Annotated in this window: 13 protein-coding genes; 2 read left to right on the top strand and 11 right to left on the bottom strand. The window is 32.1% G+C overall.

The annotated features are described in order from the left end of the window. The first annotated feature begins 67 nt into the window (after window positions 1-67). Entirely contained in the window at window positions 68-1,150 is a 1,083-nt protein-coding gene (locus BR52_RS08470) for an LCP family glycopolymer transferase (protein ID WP_051915677.1), read from the top strand. Between the two features lie 19 nt (window positions 1,151-1,169). Here the strand turns inward: BR52_RS08470 and BR52_RS08475 are convergent, their stop codons facing one another. The 4 genes from BR52_RS08475 to BR52_RS08490 all read right to left on the bottom strand — a co-directional run bounded on the left by BR52_RS08475 (window position 1,170) and on the right by BR52_RS08490 (window position 8,153). Continuing rightward, window positions 1,170-1,883, bottom strand: a complete 714-nt coding sequence (locus BR52_RS08475) for a GntR family transcriptional regulator (RefSeq protein ID WP_034571456.1) — start codon at window positions 1,881-1,883, stop codon at window positions 1,170-1,172. A 13-nt stretch (window positions 1,884-1,896) separates the two neighbouring features. Next, on the bottom strand, window positions 1,897-2,601 hold the full coding sequence (locus tag BR52_RS08480; RefSeq protein WP_034571459.1) for a glucosamine-6-phosphate deaminase: 705 nt from the start codon (window positions 2,599-2,601) through the stop codon (window positions 1,897-1,899). 29 nt (window positions 2,602-2,630) lie between these two features. Further along, complete coding sequence (gene nagA, locus BR52_RS08485; protein ID WP_034571462.1) at window positions 2,631-3,770, bottom strand: N-acetylglucosamine-6-phosphate deacetylase; 1,140 nt, start codon at window positions 3,768-3,770, stop codon at window positions 2,631-2,633. 99 nt (window positions 3,771-3,869) lie between these two features. Further along, window positions 3,870-8,153 (bottom strand): 2-hydroxyacyl-CoA dehydratase, encoded by a 4,284-nt coding sequence (locus tag BR52_RS08490; RefSeq protein WP_034571465.1) that lies wholly within the window; start codon window positions 8,151-8,153, stop codon window positions 3,870-3,872. Between the two features lie 268 nt (window positions 8,154-8,421). On the opposite strand from BR52_RS08490, the gene BR52_RS08495 reads away from it, so the two are divergent. Beyond that, window positions 8,422-9,039 (top strand): TetR/AcrR family transcriptional regulator, encoded by a 618-nt coding sequence (locus BR52_RS08495; protein ID WP_034571469.1) that lies wholly within the window; start codon window positions 8,422-8,424, stop codon window positions 9,037-9,039. Window positions 9,040-9,243: 204 nt separating this feature from the next. Here the strand turns inward: BR52_RS08495 and BR52_RS08500 are convergent, their stop codons facing one another. From BR52_RS08500 to BR52_RS12595, 7 genes are all read right to left on the bottom strand, one after another. Continuing rightward, entirely contained in the window at window positions 9,244-10,194 is a 951-nt protein-coding gene (locus BR52_RS08500) for a glycosyltransferase family 2 protein (RefSeq protein WP_034571472.1), read from the bottom strand. 13 nt (window positions 10,195-10,207) lie between these two features. Beyond that, entirely contained in the window at window positions 10,208-10,621 is a 414-nt protein-coding gene (locus BR52_RS08505; RefSeq protein ID WP_034571475.1) for a GtrA family protein, read from the bottom strand. 13 nt (window positions 10,622-10,634) lie between these two features. Then, on the bottom strand, window positions 10,635-11,465 hold the full coding sequence (nadE, locus tag BR52_RS08510; protein ID WP_034571478.1) for an NAD(+) synthase: 831 nt from the start codon (window positions 11,463-11,465) through the stop codon (window positions 10,635-10,637). Between the two features lie 109 nt (window positions 11,466-11,574). Continuing rightward, a complete protein-coding gene (locus tag BR52_RS08515; RefSeq protein WP_034571481.1) occupies window positions 11,575-13,053 on the bottom strand; it encodes a nicotinate phosphoribosyltransferase in 1,479 nt (492 codons plus the stop codon). 131 nt (window positions 13,054-13,184) lie between these two features. Beyond that, window positions 13,185-14,696 carry a hypothetical protein gene (locus tag BR52_RS08520; RefSeq protein ID WP_034571485.1) on the bottom strand — a complete coding sequence of 504 codons (1,512 nt, stop codon included), beginning with the start codon at window positions 14,694-14,696 and terminating at the stop codon, window positions 13,185-13,187. Between the two features lie 47 nt (window positions 14,697-14,743). Beyond that, window positions 14,744-15,439, bottom strand: a complete 696-nt coding sequence (locus BR52_RS08525) for a glycosyltransferase family 32 protein (protein ID WP_034571487.1) — start codon at window positions 15,437-15,439, stop codon at window positions 14,744-14,746. A gap of 12 nt (window positions 15,440-15,451) precedes the next feature. After that, on the bottom strand, window positions 15,452-18,139 hold the full coding sequence (locus BR52_RS12595) for an O-antigen ligase family protein (protein ID WP_051915678.1): 2,688 nt from the start codon (window positions 18,137-18,139) through the stop codon (window positions 15,452-15,454). Between the last annotated feature and the right edge of the window lie 70 nt (window positions 18,140-18,209).

The following is an 18,209-nucleotide window of genomic DNA, read 5'->3' on the forward strand; positions in this document are numbered from 1 at the left end:
ATTACAATTGCAATTTCTCTAAAAATCATCTACACTTAATAAATAATTAAAATTTAGGAGAAATTTAATGAGAGCAGACCGTTATAAAGCTGAAAAAAAGATAAGAAATAAGAAAATAAAAAAAATTAGTTTTAGTGTTATTTCGATACTATTAATTGGTTTGATTGGATATTTTACATATTTTGCTTTAGCCACAAATCAAGTTTTAAATGACATCCAGGGAGAACCTTTGACAGCTACAGAAACAAACCCACGGTCTGTACCTGTTAAGTTAAAAAATAAAGACTCATTTTCTGTATTGCTTTTAGGTGTAGATGAGCGTCTAGAAGATAGTGGTCGAAGTGATTCAATGTTAGTAGCCACTGTTAATCCTAAATTAGGAAACGTCAAATTAATTTCAATTCCTAGAGACACCCTCGTATCTATCTCATCTAAGGGAAAAGATAAAATCAATGCAGCATATGCATATGGTGGGATTACTTTAGCTGTTAAAACAATTGAAGAGTTTTTAGATATTCCTATCAATTATTATGCGAAAATAAATATGGAAGGATTAATTGATTTAGTTGATGCCGTCAACGGGATTGAAGTTAATAATAAGTATTCATTTGAATTAGAAGGAATTTCAATAGATAAAGGAACTCAGACTATTGATGGGACTAAAGCGCTCCAATACGCCCGTATGCGAAAACAAGATCCTGCGGGTGACTTTGGAAGACAAGAAAGACAAAAAGAAGTCATTCAAAAAGTCGTTGAAAAAGGTTTGAGTATCACTAGCTTAACTAATTTTAATTCGATTTTTCAAGCTGTTGGTAAAAATGTAGAAACAAATTTTACAGGCAGTGAACTTTGGGATTTACTCAATAATTATAGCTCTGTTGCAAAAAATATTGAAACACTTAATTTAGAAGGAAAAGATAGTTACCTTTACTACATTCCTTCTTATGGCCAAGAAGTTTACGTATGGGAGCCGACAAATGAGTCTCTTAGCTCAATTCAACAAGAGTTGCAACTTCATCTTAATCTTGAAACAACGAATGGTGAAGTAGACTCAAGTTCAGACGAAGCAGTTGATTCATCATCTTCCGAAATAACTAATGATAATAGTAATCAAATAGATTCAACCGAAAAAGAGTACAATCCCAATTAATTGGGATTGTACTCTTTTTTTAATTATTTTTTTCTAAATAGAATTCAAAACGATTCCCTACATACTGCGTTCGTACATACTCAAAGGGCTTGCCATCTACAAAATAACTGATTTGCTTCAATCTAAGCACAGCTTCGCCTCTTTTAATATCTAAATACTCTGAGATCTTTTCTGATGCTAACATAGCCGATACAGTCTGTTCAGCACGACCGATCACTAACCCTTTTTCAAGTTCCAATGTTTTATATAGCGAACGAGTCACTTCTGGTTTACTTAAGGATTCTACTAAATGAAAAGGTATCGTTGCTACTTCAAAACAAATTGGAATCCCATCGGCATACCGAATGCGTTCCATTCTTAAAACAGATGTTTCTTCTTCTAATTGAAGTTTTTCAGCTTCGCTAAAGCTTGCAGGCTTAACATGATAAGAAACAGTTTTACTCGTTGGCTTTCTTCCTTGAGAAAGCATAATATCGGTAAAACTATCAATGCCAGACATTTGCTCTTGAACTTTTTGACGTGCAACAAAGGTTCCTGAACCAATCTTTCGTTCTAAGATTCCTTCATCTACAAGCGTTTGAATGGCTTGACGTAATGTCATTCGACTGACATTAAAAAAAGTGGATAATTCTCTTTCTGAGGGAATTCTTTCGCCCACAGCCCACTTACCTTCTTCAATTTCTTTACGAATTTGGTTATGAATTTGAATATAAACAGGTGTGCTTGCCCCCATAATTAGTTCACTCCTACTTTTGAAGTAATTTCGCTGCTGACTCATCCATAATTATAACAACATTTTTATGGTTTTGTAAAATACTTGCTGGTACTTCTTCGGTTACTTTTCCTTCAATCGTTGCTTTGATTGCTTCTGCTTTACCTTCACCATAAGCAATTAAAATAATTTTTTTAGCAGCCATAATTGATGCGATTCCCATTGAATAAGCAAAACGCGGTACATCTTCTGCTTTATCAAAGAAGCGTGTATTTGCTTCGATTGTTGATTCTGTTAAAGCAACTTTATGTGTTGTTGAATCAAATGGTGTTCCTGGCTCATTGAAACCGATATGAGCATTGCCACCGATTCCTAAAATTTGAATATCAACTGGATTAGCAGCAATGATATCGTCGTAATGTTTGCATTCTGTTTCAGCATCTGCCAAGCCATTTGGAACGTACATTTCTTTAAATGGTTTTTGATTGAATAAGTTTTCGTTCATGAAATAGCGATAGCTTTGTGTATCTTCCCCACTTAAACCAACATATTCGTCTAAATTGATTGAAATCATATCCGAAAAATCAACGTCACTTGCTGTCATTTCTTTATATAATGAAATAGGTGTGCTTCCAGTTGCTAAACCTAATACTTTAGCGTCTTTTTCCATTCCTTCTTTGATTAATTCAAATGCTTTTTTTCCGCCTGCTTCTTGATCTTTTACAATAATAATGTCCAACGTAATATCCACCTTTTACTTTTTATATTTTATTTTGCTTGAATGCTATTGCCTAAACTGATTGTTTCTTGGATGTGTAAATCTTTATCAAAGAGTACCATATCTGCATCTTTTCCAGCAGCAATAGCACCTTTTTGTGTCAAGCCAAATTCTCTTGCTTGGTTGCCGGATGTCATTTTTACAACGTCCTCAATTGAACAACCTGTAAATTCCATCATGTTACGGAAAGCATCTTGGTATTCTAAAACACTACCTGCTAGATTTCCTGTTTCAAGACGTGCTTGTTTATCTTTCACGATTACTTTTTGTCCGCCAAGCTCGCTTTCGCCTTCTGGCATTCCTTTTGCGCGCATTGAATCTGTAATAAGTTCAATACGGTCTGCACCTTTGACTAAATAGGCTAGCTTGATCATGTCTGGATGAATATGGAATCCATCAGCAATGACTTCTGTATAAATGTTTTCTTCTAAGAAAGCATGTCCCGTAACACCTGGTTCACGGTGATGTAATCCACGTTGCGCATTGTATAAATGCGTAATATGAGAAGCTTTTGATGTCAATAATTGTTCACGAGTTGCGTTACTGTGGCCAATTGATGGAACGATATTGTGTTCAACACAGTATTCTTCAAATGCAGAAGTATCACTGTTTTCTGGTGCGTATGTTACTAAGCGAATCCTATTGCCACTTAGTTGATTCCATTCATCAAAAACTGCTACATCTGGAACTTCGATGTATTTTTCAGGTTGAGCACCTTTGAAGACTTTTGATACGAAAGGACCTTCTAAATGAATTCCTTGAATAATTGGGTTGCGTTTAGCTGCTTCTTTGATTGCTACCATTGCTTTTGAAATGTTTTCGTGTGATTGAGTCATTGTTGTCGCAAAATAAGACGTGATTCCTTCTTTTTGCATGTCTTTAACCATTGCATCAATTTCGTCAGCATTTCCGTCCATTGCATCCCAGCCGTAGCCTCCGTGGCTATGAACATCAATAAAACCTGGAACGATGATTTTTCCTTTTGCATCAATAATTTCATCATTTGGCTCGTCAGTAAAGTCTTTCATCTCACCTACTGCTAAAATTTCTTTATTGAATCGTACAAATCCGTTTTCAATCTTTCCTTCGCCTGTATAAATCGTTGCATGTTTCAACACTTTTGTACTCATTTTCTTCACCTCGTATTTGGTATAGTCCAATTGTAACTGGTATAGACCAAATTTGCAACAAAGAACCACTTTAATAATTAAATTAAAGTGGTTCTTTGTTTAAGTTATTTTTTGCATTTTTTTTAACGCTTCTGGATCTTTTTCAATATTTTTAGTTGCTGTTGAAAGCATCAATCTGATTCGATTTAGTTGATTAACAATTGAAACCCCTGGATCGTAATCAATTGCAGCAATATTGGCATCTTTGTATTGTCTGCGTAACTCTTTTATTGCACCTTTTCCTACAACATGGTTTGGCAAACATCCAAAAGGCTGCATACATACAATGTTATTGACACCTGATTTTAAAAGCTCAATCATTTCTCCTGTTAAGAACCAGCCTTCGCCTGTATGATTTCCGATTGATAGAACTTTCGATGCTCCTTCAGCCAAATCATAAATGGAGTGAATGCCGTCAAAACGTTCTGATTTGCGTAAAGCCTTGTCCATCGGTTTTTCACACATTTCAATTAGTTTAATAGCAACTTGAGAAATTAGTTTTGTTTTATAAGGAATCCCCATATTTTCATAACGCCAAATTTGATTATACAAACTGTAATTCATAAAGCCTATAATATCTGGAACAACAGCCTCTGCACCTTCTTGTTCTAATAAACGAATCAAATCATTATTAGCAGTCGGTGAATATTTTACTAGGATTTCTCCTACAACACCTACTCGTGGTTTGATTTCATCGGTTAAAGGAATCGTATCAAAGTCGTGAATAATCTGTTTCATATTTTTATTAAAGGCTCTCATTGAACCCGTTTCAACATTTGTTTTAACTTTCCTTAACCATTTTTCGTGTAAGGCATCCACACTGCCTTTTTCAACTTCATAGGATCTTGTGCGATAGACAACTCGCTCGAATAAGTCTCCATAAATAGCTGCGACTAAAATTCGTTTTAGCATCTTGATATCATAGGTGAATCCTGGGTTACTTTCCACTCCTTGATTTCCCATAGAAATTGAAACTACTGGAATATCAGGAAATCCGGAATCTTTAAGGGCTTTTCGAAGTAATGGAATGTAGTTTGTAGCACGACACCCTCCGCCTGTTTGGGTCATCATTACACTGACATTTTCTAAATCATAATCGCCACTCTGTAAAGCTTCAACTAGTTGACCAATCGAAATAATTGCGGGATAACAAGCATCATTATTTACAAATTTTAGACCTTCATCAACTGCCCCTTTATCCATTGCAGGTAGAGACGCTACGTTATAGCCAGATGCTCTTAATGCAACATCAAAAAGTCCATTTTGATGAATGGGACTCATCATTGGCATCAATAAGGTATGCTTGGCTTTCATCTCTTTTGTAAATTGAATTTTTTCAACAACGGGTGGCTTTTCTGTTAATTCAGCGCTAATGTTGTCTAAGCGAAGGGTTCCTCGTTCTCTAACGGCAGCTTTCAAAGAACGAATTCGAATTCGAATGGCTCCTAAGTTAGCTCCTTCATCAATTTTTAGAACGGTATAAATTTTACCAGCTTGTTCCATAATTTCTTCGACTTGATCAGTCGTTACTGCATCTAATCCACAGCCAAATGAATTCAATTGAATCATTTCTAATTGGGATGACTTTGCAACCACTCGAGCTGCTGCATATAAACGAGCATGATAAACCCATTGATTGACGACTCGTAAGTTCGCAACATCTCCTAAATGAGAAATACTGTCTTCCGTTAAGACATGGAAACCTTCTTGCGTGATCACATCTGCCACTCCATGATTAATTTCTGGATCAAGGTGATAAGGGCGACCTGCCATTACGATGCCTTTTTCACCTTTCATATTTAGCATCATTAAGGTTTCTTCGCCTTTATTTTGAATGTCTTGCTTAAAGTGTTTTAATTCTATGAACGCATTTTTCAACGCTTCGTCAATCTCTTCTTTTGAAATTCCTAAGTCTTTGAATGTTTCAGCTAAGACTTTTGCCATTGAGGTAGGATTGCCAAGATTTAAAAATGGATTTCGATAATCTACAAGACCTTCACGAATTTCATCAACATTATTGCGAATAACATCTGGATAAGATTGAACGATAGGACAATTAAATTGATTTTCTGCTTCTTTAAATTCCTGTTGTTCAAATATAATACCTGGATAAAAGATTAAAGAAACACCCTTGTCAATTAATGCTTGGATATGACCGTGAGTTAATTTTGCTGGGTAACAAACTGTATCACTTGGAATTGTATCCATTCCTAGCTCATAAAGCTGTTTGTTAGAACGAGGCGATAGCTCCACTCGAAAACCAAGTTGGGTAAAAAAAGTATGCCACAAAGGATAATTTTCATACATATTAAGCACTCTTGGTAAACCAATCGTTCCTCTTGTTGCTTGTTTTTTGCGTAACGACTTGTAGCTAAATAAACGTTTGTATTTGTAATCAATCAAATTGATTTTCTTATCTTCTTTTTTGACTTTAATTCTAGCACCACGTTCACAGCGGTTTCCAGTAACAAATTGACGGCCATCGTTAAAAATAGTCACTGTTAGCATGCAATTGTTTTCACATAAACCACAATGGGTAAATTCTTTTTCTGAAGTAAATTCTTTAAGCTCTTCCAATGGTAAAATTGTCGAAATATCCCCTTCAACATAAGCTTCCATCGCTAAAATAGAACAACCATACGCACCCATTAAACCTGCGATATCTGGTCGTATCACTTCTCTGCCACTAATCAATTCAAATGCACGAAGCACGGCTTCGTTATAAAAAGTTCCACCTTGGCAAACGATTTTTTTGCCTAAATCTTCTGGACGCTTGATTTTAATAACCTTGTATAGTGCATTTTTAATTACTGAATATGAAAGTCCTGCAGAAATATCACCAATTGTAGCACCTTCCTTTTGAACTTGTTTCACTTTTGAATTCATAAAAACGGTACAACGAGAACCTAGGTCAACGGGATAGTTTGATTTCGTTGCAGCCAATGCAAACTCTTCTACTTTTGTATTTAATGATTTCGCAAATGTTTCAATAAATGAACCACAACCTGAGGAACAAGCCTCATTTAATTGAATAGAGGATAGGGCACCATTTTTAATCGTCATAGCCTTCATATCTTGACCGCCAATATCTAGTATAAAGTCGACTCCTGGTTGAAAACGATTGGCTGCTTTGTAATGCGCGACTGTTTCAACTTCACCAATATCCACTTTTAAGGCATTCTTAATCAAGTGCTCACCGTAACCCGTAATTGCCGTTTTTCCAATAAATACATCATTCGGTAATTTTAAGTATAGTTCGCTTAATACCTTCATCGTCATCTCTAGTGGTTGACCTTCATTATTTCCATAAAATTTGAATAGTAACTCTCCTTGAGAATTAATTAAGGTGACTTTGGTCGTGGTTGACCCTGCATCGATTCCTAAAAAAGCAACACCATGATGTTCGCTAAGATTTTTTTCAACAACATTCGATTGATTGTGTCGCTTTCTAAATTCTGCTAAGTCTTCTTCTGTTTCAAATAAAGTTGGCAATGTATCACTTGGTTTCATACTTTCTTCATCCGCTTCTTCAAAGCGCTTGAGCAAATGATTAAGCGTAAGGGGTTGTGTTTTTTCTGAATAAAAAGCAGCACCTTTAGCCACAAATAATTGAGGGTCCTCTGGGAAAATAATATCTGCTTCATTTAAATTTAACGTTTCAATAAAACGTCTTCTAAGCTCACTCATAAAGAAAAGTGGTCCACCTAAAAAAGCTACTTTCCCACGAATTTTACGTCCTGAAGCAAGTCCTGCTATCGTTTGATTGACTACTGCTTGATAAATACTGACTGAAATATCTTCCGGTCTGGCTCCTTCATTAATCAACGGCTGAACATCGGTTTTCGCAAAAACACCACATCTTGAAGCAATGGGGTAAATCGTTGTATAATTTTTAGCCAATTCATTAACGCCATTTGCATCTGTTTTTAAAAGGCTTGCCATTTGATCGATAAAAGCCCCAGTTCCTCCTGCACAGCTTCCGTTCATGCGTTGTTCTAAGGCACCGTCAAAAAAGGTGATTTTAGCATCTTCTCCGCCTAATTCAATTGCCACATCTGTTTCTGGAATCAGTTCTTCAACCGTTCTTGTACATGCGATTACTTCTTGAACAAACTCTATTTCTAGTAGTTCAGACAGCCCCATGCCACCTGATCCTGTAATCATCATGGTTAATGAATACTCGCCTAAGGCTTGACTAGCTTCTTTTAAAATACGATAGCTAGCTGCCTTAACATCCGAGTAGTGGCGCTCATACTTCGAAAAAAGTACGTTAGTGTTGGAATCCATAATGACTAGCTTAACAGTTGTTGATCCCACATCTATTCCTGCCCGTAGTAATTCCATTTTTAGTCCCCCTTAAATAAACCAGTTCTCAATTATTTCTCAATTGTCATATTTTGTTCATTATTTCACTTGTCGCTTTAAAAGTAACCAGACAGTTTGTTGAATAAAGAACAACATGTCTGATATGCTATACAGTGTAGATAATATTTATTATAAAATTACTGTTTCATTAAATCAACCAGCAACTTTCTTATTTTTAGTGGATAAGCAACACTCATTATCTTTTTGTCGGTTATTTTTAATTTTATTTTAGAAAGAAGGGGGAAAAATGGAATTTAGTCCAAAAAAAACTGATTTACGTGTTTTACGTACAAAAAAATTAATTTTTAATGCATTTGTTCAGTTAGTTGAAGAAAAAGGGTATGAAGCAGTCACTATTCAAGATATCGCAACTGAAGCAATGATTAATCGAGCAACTTTTTATGCTCACTTTAAAGACAAAAGTGCATTATATGATGAAATTTTTTTATATGCAATGGAGGCTTTTACTAAAGTTTTAGATCCAGAATTATTAGAAAATGGCAATCGGGTTCAGTTAAAAAAATTAGAGCTTATGATTACACAAGTCTTTAAAGAAATTAAAAAAAACCGAGTCTTCTATCAAATTTTGACAGATGGCCCAGCTGCTAATTCTATGAAAGTAAAAATCAATTGGCTGTTAGAACAACATTACTATGAAATTTTTTCAAAATTAAAAATTACTGAAAATGATGTTGAAGTTCCAATCGACTTTATCATTGAATACATGAGTTCAATTTTTATTGGCATGGTTCATTGGTGGTTGAATAGCGATAGTGATTTCCCACCAGAACAGATGGCTCATTTATTGATTAAGCTTGTTGGGAATGGGCATTTGACTGTTTTGGGAATTGAGGTAGTGAAATAAAAAAACACAGTCAAAAAAATCCAAATTTTTTTGAGAAGGTAAACGATTAGTTAAGATTTTTATTGAGACATTCATAGCTAAAAATAAATTTATAACAATGACTATTCATTGATAAAGGATAACAAAAACTTTGATAACGAACAAATTCAATAAAAATTAGGCTATTAATAATCAGTACCGATTATTAATAGCCTAATTTACTTTTTATTTAGTTGTTGTTTCTTGTGTCTCTTTGATAATGTAAATTGGTCGTTTTTTTGTCTCTAAATACGTTTTGCCGAGATATTTCCCAACAATTCCTAAACAAAATAATTGTAGCCCTCCTAAAGCTAAAATGAAACACACTAAAGATGGCCAACCAGAAGTTGGATTTTGAAAAATAATGGTTCTAACTATAATTACTAACAAAATAATCATTGCACTTACAAAAGAAAAGAACCCTATAAATGAAGCAAATGCTAAAGGAATTTCAGAAAATGCTACAATCCCATCTAATGAATATTTAAAAAGACTCCAAAATGACCATGATGTTTCTCCAGCTACACGTTCTTGATTTTTATATTCTAAATACTTTGTATCAAACCCAACCCAACTAAAGATTCCTTTTGAAAAACGATTGTACTCCTTCAATGTTAAAATAGCATCAACCATTTGTCTCGTCATTAAACGATAGTCTCTTGCACCATCAACAATTTCAGTTTCAGAAATGCGATTAATCAATTTATAAAAAGTTCGAGCAAAAAATGAGCGGATTGGCGGTTCGCCATCACGACTTATCCTTCTAGTTCCTACGCAATCATATTCCTCAGTCCTAATTGTGCGCAACATTTCACCTAGCATTTCTGGAGGATCTTGTAAATCTACATCCATTACTGCAACATAATCCCCAGTCGCGTGCTCTAATCCTGCATAAAGCCCTGCTTCTTTCCCAAAATTTCTAGAAAAAGATAAGTATTTAACTCGATCTTTATCTTTTTTTGATAAATTTCTTAAGACCTGCAAAGTTTTGTCCTTAGATCCATCATTAACAAAAATATACTCAATATCTGCATTTTCAAGTAATACTCGTTCTTTTTCTAAAGCTTTATAAAACAAAGGAATTGTTTCTTCTTCATTGTAACAAGGTACAACGATTGATATAGTTTGTTCAGTCATATATGTCACCTTTCTAATTATCTTTGAATATGAATAACTTGCTAAAAATATAATTTAAAATAATCACAATAATTTGTACAATAACTTTTGAAATACCATCATTAACTTCTAACTTAGAAACTAACACAATCATCAAGATCATATCAATAATAAAAGATAGGCCTCTATACCAAAAAAATAAAATTAGTTCTCTTAATATAATTTTAAATTTCAATGACTTAGAATTGAAAACAAAAAATTTATTTGTACTAAATGCAAATAATACTGATAGCAACCAGCTGATAGCATTACTTATTTTATAATCTAACTCTAAAAAATCCTTACAAAAAAAATAAACAGCAATATTTACAACAGTTGTTAACACACCAAAAATAATATATCCAATAATTTCTTGATATTTATGGTAAAGTTCTATAGTTTTTTTCACTTAATTATTTCTCCTACTTCTTCCAAAAATCATCAAATACATTAATTGGCAAATGACGTTTATGTTGTGTTTTTAAATACCATGCTTCAATTCTATCAGCAATTTTAGTCTCTATTTTTTTACCTTCCAAATAATTATCAATATCATCATACGTAACTCCCAAAGCAACTTCATCTGCTAAACCAGGTTTATTGTCTTCTAAATCAGCTGTTGGCGTTTTTACATATAAATGCATAGGTGCTCCTAGTTCTTCTAATAATTGTCGCCCTTGACGTTTATTCAATCTGAAAATTGGATTAATATCCGTACCTCCATCTCCAAATTTAGTATAAAATCCTGTAATTGATTCCGCTGAATGATCAGTACCTACAACTGCTCCTTGGTACGCTCCTGCAATAGCATATTGCGCAATCATACGTTCTCTAGCTTTAATATTCCCTTTGTCAAAATCACTCACTGGTACATCAATTCCGAGCAAGACTTTCATATTTGCATCAACAGCAGGTTTAATATCTACTCGTAAGACTTGATCTGCAGCTATAAATTCAATCGCATCCATTGCATCTTTTTCGTCTGTTTGCTGTCCATACGGTAAACGCACAGCAATAAACTTATACGCACTATTTCCCGTTTCTTCTCGCAACTCTGTAATTGCCATTTGAGAAAGCTTTCCCGTCAAAGTAGAATCCTGACCACCACTGATACCAAGCACTAACGTTTTTAAAAAAGGATATTTTCTTAAATAATTTTTCAAAAAATCAATACTCATACGTATTTCTTCTTGAGGGTCGATTATTGATTTCACTTTCATTTCAGTTATAATTTGATTTTGTAAATTAGACATCTTATCTCAACTCCTAATTGAATTCTATACAATTATATCATAGTTCTACTAAACATAAATTGTAATGAAAAATGAGAAACAAATTTCCATGAGTTTCTCATTTTTATGATTATTTTGCGAAATATTTTTCTTGGATTTTCACTTGCTCTCTAGCCAACTCAATATTCGCCATCTTATGATCCCAACAAACTTTGGATAAATCAACAGGATACGGTTCTGGATTTAAATTGCGCTTGTACTCATCCCACAGTGATTCCAAGTTAGAAGTTGCATAAGCTTTCACTTCAGATAAATTCGGTAATGGATAGATTAAACGACCATCAATGAATATGTCTTTTAGTAACGGACGAGCTGCGAAATTCACAACTGTTTTATTAATGTACGTATGAACAGGATGGAACATATACAGTTCCCCAGCTTGATCTGGGCGTTCATTCCATAATGTAATATAGTCACCTTCAGATTTTCCATCTTCGTTAGCTGTAATTCGCCACACTTGTTTTTTCCCTGGCGTAGAAACTTTTTCCGCGTTTCCAGATAATTTAATAGTGTCAACCATTTTTCCAGATTCATCTTCAATCGATACTAACTTATATACAGCTCCCAATGCGGGTTGATCATAAGCAGTTATTAGCTTGGTTCCGACACCCCAAACATCGATTTTAGCTCCTTGCATTTTCAAATTCAGAATCGTTTTTTCATCTAAATCATTAGAAGCATAAATTTTAACATCTTCAAAACCCGCTGCATCTAACTGTTGGCGCACACGCTTTGAAATATAAGCCATATCTCCACTATCTAAACGAACACCTAAAAAATTAATTTTATCTCCAAATTCTTTTGCTACCCGAATCGCATTTGGTACACCTGATTTTAGCGTATCATATGTGTCAACTAAAAATACACAATCCGTATGTGTTAGTGCGTATGCTTTAAATGCATCATAATCATTACGATATGCTTGTACTAAAGAGTGTGCATGTGTTCCGCTTGCTGGAATACCAAAAATTTTCCCTGCACGAACATTACTCGTTGCATCACATCCACCAATATAAGCTGCTCTGGTTCCCCAGATTGCCGCATCCATTTCTTGAGCTCGTCTTGTACCAAATTCAAGTAATGGATCTGACCCCACAACTGATTTTATTCGTGCTGCTTTTGTAGCAATTAAAGTTTGATAATTTACAATGTTCAATAATGCTGTCTCAATTAACTGACAGTCTGCTAAAGAACCTTCCACTTGAACTAGTGGTTCATTACTAAAAACTAATTCACCTTCAACTACTGAACGAATGGTTGCTTTAAACTTAAAATTCTCTAAATAAGTTAAAAAATCTTCTGGATACTCTTCAACTTCCCTTAGATAATCTATATCAGTTTTTGTAAATTTTAATTTTTCAATATACTCTACAATTCTTTCTAGACCTGAAAATATTGCATATCCATTGTCGAATGGATTATTTCTAAAGTAACATTCAAATACAGCATGACTATCTACTTTACCAAGTTCCCAATAGGTTTTCATCATATTGATTTGATACAAATCTGTATGTAACGACCAACTATCATCAGGGTAAATTTTATTCATTTAACTAAACTCCTTACTTAATAAAATATTTAGTACTATCATACCCCATAGCTGCATTAAAAACTAGAAAAAAGTACAAATTAGAAAAGTTCTAATTTGTACTTTACTTAAAATAAAGCATATCGTTAATTCTAATTAATGAATTTATTAATTATCATATTTTTTCCCTTTATTGTTAACCTTCTAAAACTTGGAAAAATAGCATAAAATAACACAGTTAAAAGACATATTAATAAAGCTGAATAGATACCTGCATGTATAAACCAACTAATCATACTTGTAGTTTTTATAAAATTAGATAAGTAAATTTGACTAAAATATCCAATAATTAAGACCATACTTAGACAAATACTATACCGCAATAAGTCATGAAACCATCCTTTAGCATATACTTTTTTATAGATAATATATGGGTAATACCAAAAAGTTAATAGCATAGAGGAAACTACCACTGCTATTAATATACCTTTTAAACCTAGTAATTTTACTAAAATAACCGAAAGTATAATATTAATCACAACTTCTATAATTGAAACAGTTTGTGTATCTTTATATAAAACTAAAACATCTCTCATTAAGTAATAAGGTCGTCTTGTAACTGTATTAAAGAAAAATAATATTATCAATAAAAAACTAAGCCCATCTAAAACTTTATCCGCACCTACCCAAATTGAAATAAAATTATTCATGACGTATAACAAAGTTGTTCCAAGAAAAGTTGCAACAAAATAAAACAATATGATTATTTCTTCAAAAACAAGAAAACTTCGTTCGTTTTCTTCTTCATATATTAAATTCCCCACACTTGCCATGATTGAAGAAGCAAATAAATAAATAAAATCCAACAAATACTTAGTGATGTATTTATAGCTTGAATAAATCGTAACAGCTAATGGTGATAAAAAAGCTGAAATCAATAAAATATCAGTACTATCCTGTGCTGCTCCTATAAACTTATTATTAAGAGCATAAGCCATACCAGTAATTTTATAATTTCCAGTCTCCTTAACTTCCTTCAACCAACTATATTCCTTAAATATTACTTTATTAACCATTACATTTGTTAATATTCGAATAAAAATAGTAACAATTAGAACCGTTACGTAATCCCATCCATACATAATTAATAAAACTTCTGCTAAACTTTCAACAATCTTATAAAAGTTCATGACCACATTTATTTTATAAATTTTTTGATCTGCTTGAAGTACAAATCTAGGTGAAAACATAAAGTAATCCACTAAATTTTTAACTAAAAATAGTAGAAAAACTACTTGCATGTAAGTCAAACTTAGTTGATTATTTGTTAAATAATTTAGAAAGAATGACACAGCCACACCTAAAACTAATATAATCAAGGATATCCATCTTAACATACGTTTTGATAATGTATAATAAATATTGATTTCATCATTCTTTTTATCAATTAATAATTTGTAATATACATTTTGAACAAGTGCACCCACTCCTGCTTCTGCTAAGGACAAGTATGCAAAAATTTGGAAGAATAGTTGATTTAATGCAAATATATCATTTCCTAAATCTCTTTGCCAAACACTGACCTTCCAAAAGCCAATAAACATTAAGATGATAAATGGAAATAGGCTAGTAAAAAAATTTTTCATTGAATTTTGTTGTCTCATAGGTATATCTCCAATCATTTAATTCAAAGCATAAAATTCTTTAATTGTTAAAATAAGCGTTTGTATAGCTTAATTCGATTTTTACTAGTGGTTCTTAATTTAACCCATTTGTTTATTTTACGTTTGAGTGGTTTTTGACTCTCCATCCAAGTACCAGTAAAAACATGAATAGTAGAAGAGTTGTCAGAAGGATTGCACAATACTCCATCAGGATACACTTTAATCCCTTCAAGTAATAATTGTTCTTTATTATTTACTTTACACTTATATTTATTTATTAAAATATCTGACACAATTTTTGTATTTACGTTTTTCATCTCATTATTTTTATCAAATTCAAATGAGACCTGATCATAGTAATCTAAAATATCTTTAACTAACGGATGCTTAGGCTCTGCTCCAAAAACAGCTGTAAAAGGATATGAAGGATTTTCAAAACCAACAAATGCACGATTTTTAAGAAATTGAGTTAAATCATCTAAAACAATTACATCAGTATCTAAATAAATTCCGCCCTCTTCATAGACTACATAAGCTCTAATATAATCACTTACATAGGCCCATTTTTTTTTTGCATATGCCTCTGCAATAAAAGGATGAGCATTCATGTCAAAGTTTGTTTCATTCCATTCAATAATTTCATACTCTGATAAATGTTTTTTCCAAGTATCCATGCATTTTTGGATATCTTTCGGCTTATCTTTTCCACCAACCCATACGTAATGAATTTTCTTTGGAATCATTTTACCTTCTCCTTACTCAACGATTATTTTTACTTTATGATCAATACACATAAACGTTACTAATTCTTTAACTCTTGGTGCATCAAGCTCAGTAGTTCTAATTTGATTAAATCCTTTTTCCATTTCTGACAAGAAATTCAAATAAAATTCTGATAATTTATTTTCTATCAAATTTTTATTGAAAGCACGCATATCGCTACCTAAATAAATTTTTTCAGATAAATCTATATTTTTTATAACAATTTCACGATTGTTTTGCTTTTCATAAAATTCAACTACTGAATTTAAAAAAAGATTCTCTTTAAAATCATTGCCCATTCTTTTATTAATCACAAATTTCAAAATTTGGGCTTCTTTATTCTCTGGTTTTTTTAAATAAAAAGGCGTATACAGAGATAATAATTTCAATTTATTATAAACTCTAAAAATAGTATATTGTTTATTATAAAATGGAAGTTTGTAGTTTGGAAACAGTCTTGTTAACGTCCGTATTTCACCATTTAAAACATTTAATTCACCAATCTCAGAGTTAATATAATTGTTTTCATGAATACGATATTTAATGAATGGAAAACTCACATTTTCAACAGATAACGTTTCTACTCCATTTCTTAAATCTAACCAGTGAGGTGTATTCCATTTCAAATAATTTTGACTTACTACATTTTTAAATACATCTGCTTGCCAAAAAGCAACATCAACAAATAAATTTCTACCTAACCATAATACCTGAGTGGCAATAGTTCTATTAGATTTATAATAATCAAGTACACGTTGTTTTCCGATTTTTTTTCCTTCATCATTTACTAATTCTAAGTCTGCAATCAATGCATCTGAATTAGTTTGATTTAACTGGTTATTTGCCATTTTAAAAACATTTTTATTTGCCAACATATCATCTGAATGTAAAATAAATATATAGTCCCCAGTTGTATGTTCCAGAGCTCTTTGCAACGCATTTAATTGGTCACTATTCTCTTGATAATAATAATGGATTTTTTCTTGATAATGATTCAATTGACAAAATCCATCAATCTTATTTTTTGTATTATCAGTAGACCCATCATCAACTACTATAATTTCCCAATTATCATAATTTTGACTTTTAACAGAATTTAATGATGTTTCAATCGTTTCTGCATCATTATAGCTCGGCATGATAACGGATATTTTTTTATTTTTTTTACTCTTTGAAAACAAAACATTTCTCAGTAGTTGCCCTTCAACAAAAGCTAAAATAATTGTTACCGTTAAGAAATCCATTACATTTCCACTATATAAGGAAACTGATAAAGTTACTAAAACTGATAATAACAACGAACAGTTTTTAAAGGTGAATTGTTCTTTGAATTTTATTAACATTAAAATACCACTAAATAAAAGGATTAGTAAATACGGAACTAATAATAAAAGAACTCCAATAATCCCCATTGAAAAATAGTGTGACTGGAAATCACGTTCTAGATTAAATATATTATTCATTCTAGTATAGGTAATTCCAAACCAATTATCTTTTGGATTATTATTAATCTCTTTAACACGCTGTAACATTAACGTTTCGATATTTCTAAAATTCAACTTATCTTCAATTGGTAGTTGCATCACTTCAAACCAAAACTTTGGATCATTTACATAAGGATACGAAACCTCGATAAACTGACCATTAATTGAATATTCCACATAATGTTCCCTTATATATTTGACTAGTGGACTTTCTTCTTTATGTTCTTTATCTTTAGTTTTCTTTTCTTCTGTTTTTAATTTATTATTTCGTTCAGTTACTACAGTTTTATCACCTTCACGTTGAGATTGAACTTGTTGGTCAAAGTTATTACGATTCATAGTTGGAGAAAAAGGTAAGATTAATCCACTTAGCACAACCATCAGCAGTAACATCAAGCCTATATTATTATTAAATTTGAATTCTTTTTTGATAAAAGAAAAAAAGAAATACATTCCAATTGTAACGACTAAAATTCCAACGAATCCCAAAGAGGCTACTTTAGTGCCCAACATAAACATCGCTAGTAGATGTGTCAACATTAAAATGATATTTTTAGCATTTAACCGCTTAATTAAAAAATAAAACATCAGCGGTGTTAATAATACAGCTAAAGCTGAAATAGCATTCGCATATGAAAAGAATCCTTTTGAAGCTAATTCAAAATATTGCCCTGCATATGAACTACTAAACCAATCAAAGATAGATCCAGTAATTTTTAAATTTGTATAGGATGCCAACGAAATTTTTAAAATATTAGTTATTACAATACTCCCTGAAACTAAAGCAACTAAAGTACTAACAATTACTTCCATCAGGTTATCCGTAATTTCTTGGTAATAGGAAACTACTAGAATAATAAGTGGTAGTGTCATTCTAATTACATAAAACAATTCAGAAAAAAGTGAATAATTAAAATTCCCTGGTACTAATGAATGAAAATTTTGAGCATTCATATGATGAAAAACAAAATAGACACCAATCAATACAGCATAAATTATGATAAAGTAATTTATTTTTGATTTTCTATGACAAAATAAAAATAGCACACCTAAAACGAAAATAATCAAAATCCGCATAATAGTGGCTGGTGAAAATTTAAAAATATTAACAATATTATCCGAATACAGATAATAAATATCTAAAAACGGTTGAATCAAAATAAATAAAACAAATATTTTTTTTAATGCTTTTTCCAAAATCAAACACTCCAATTTTTTAAATAATTTCATTATTTGTATTGTTATAATCTAAATAGAGAAATTTAAA

This window comes from Carnobacterium divergens DSM 20623, assembly GCF_000744255.1.
Classification (GTDB): domain Bacteria; phylum Bacillota; class Bacilli; order Lactobacillales; family Carnobacteriaceae; genus Carnobacterium; species Carnobacterium divergens.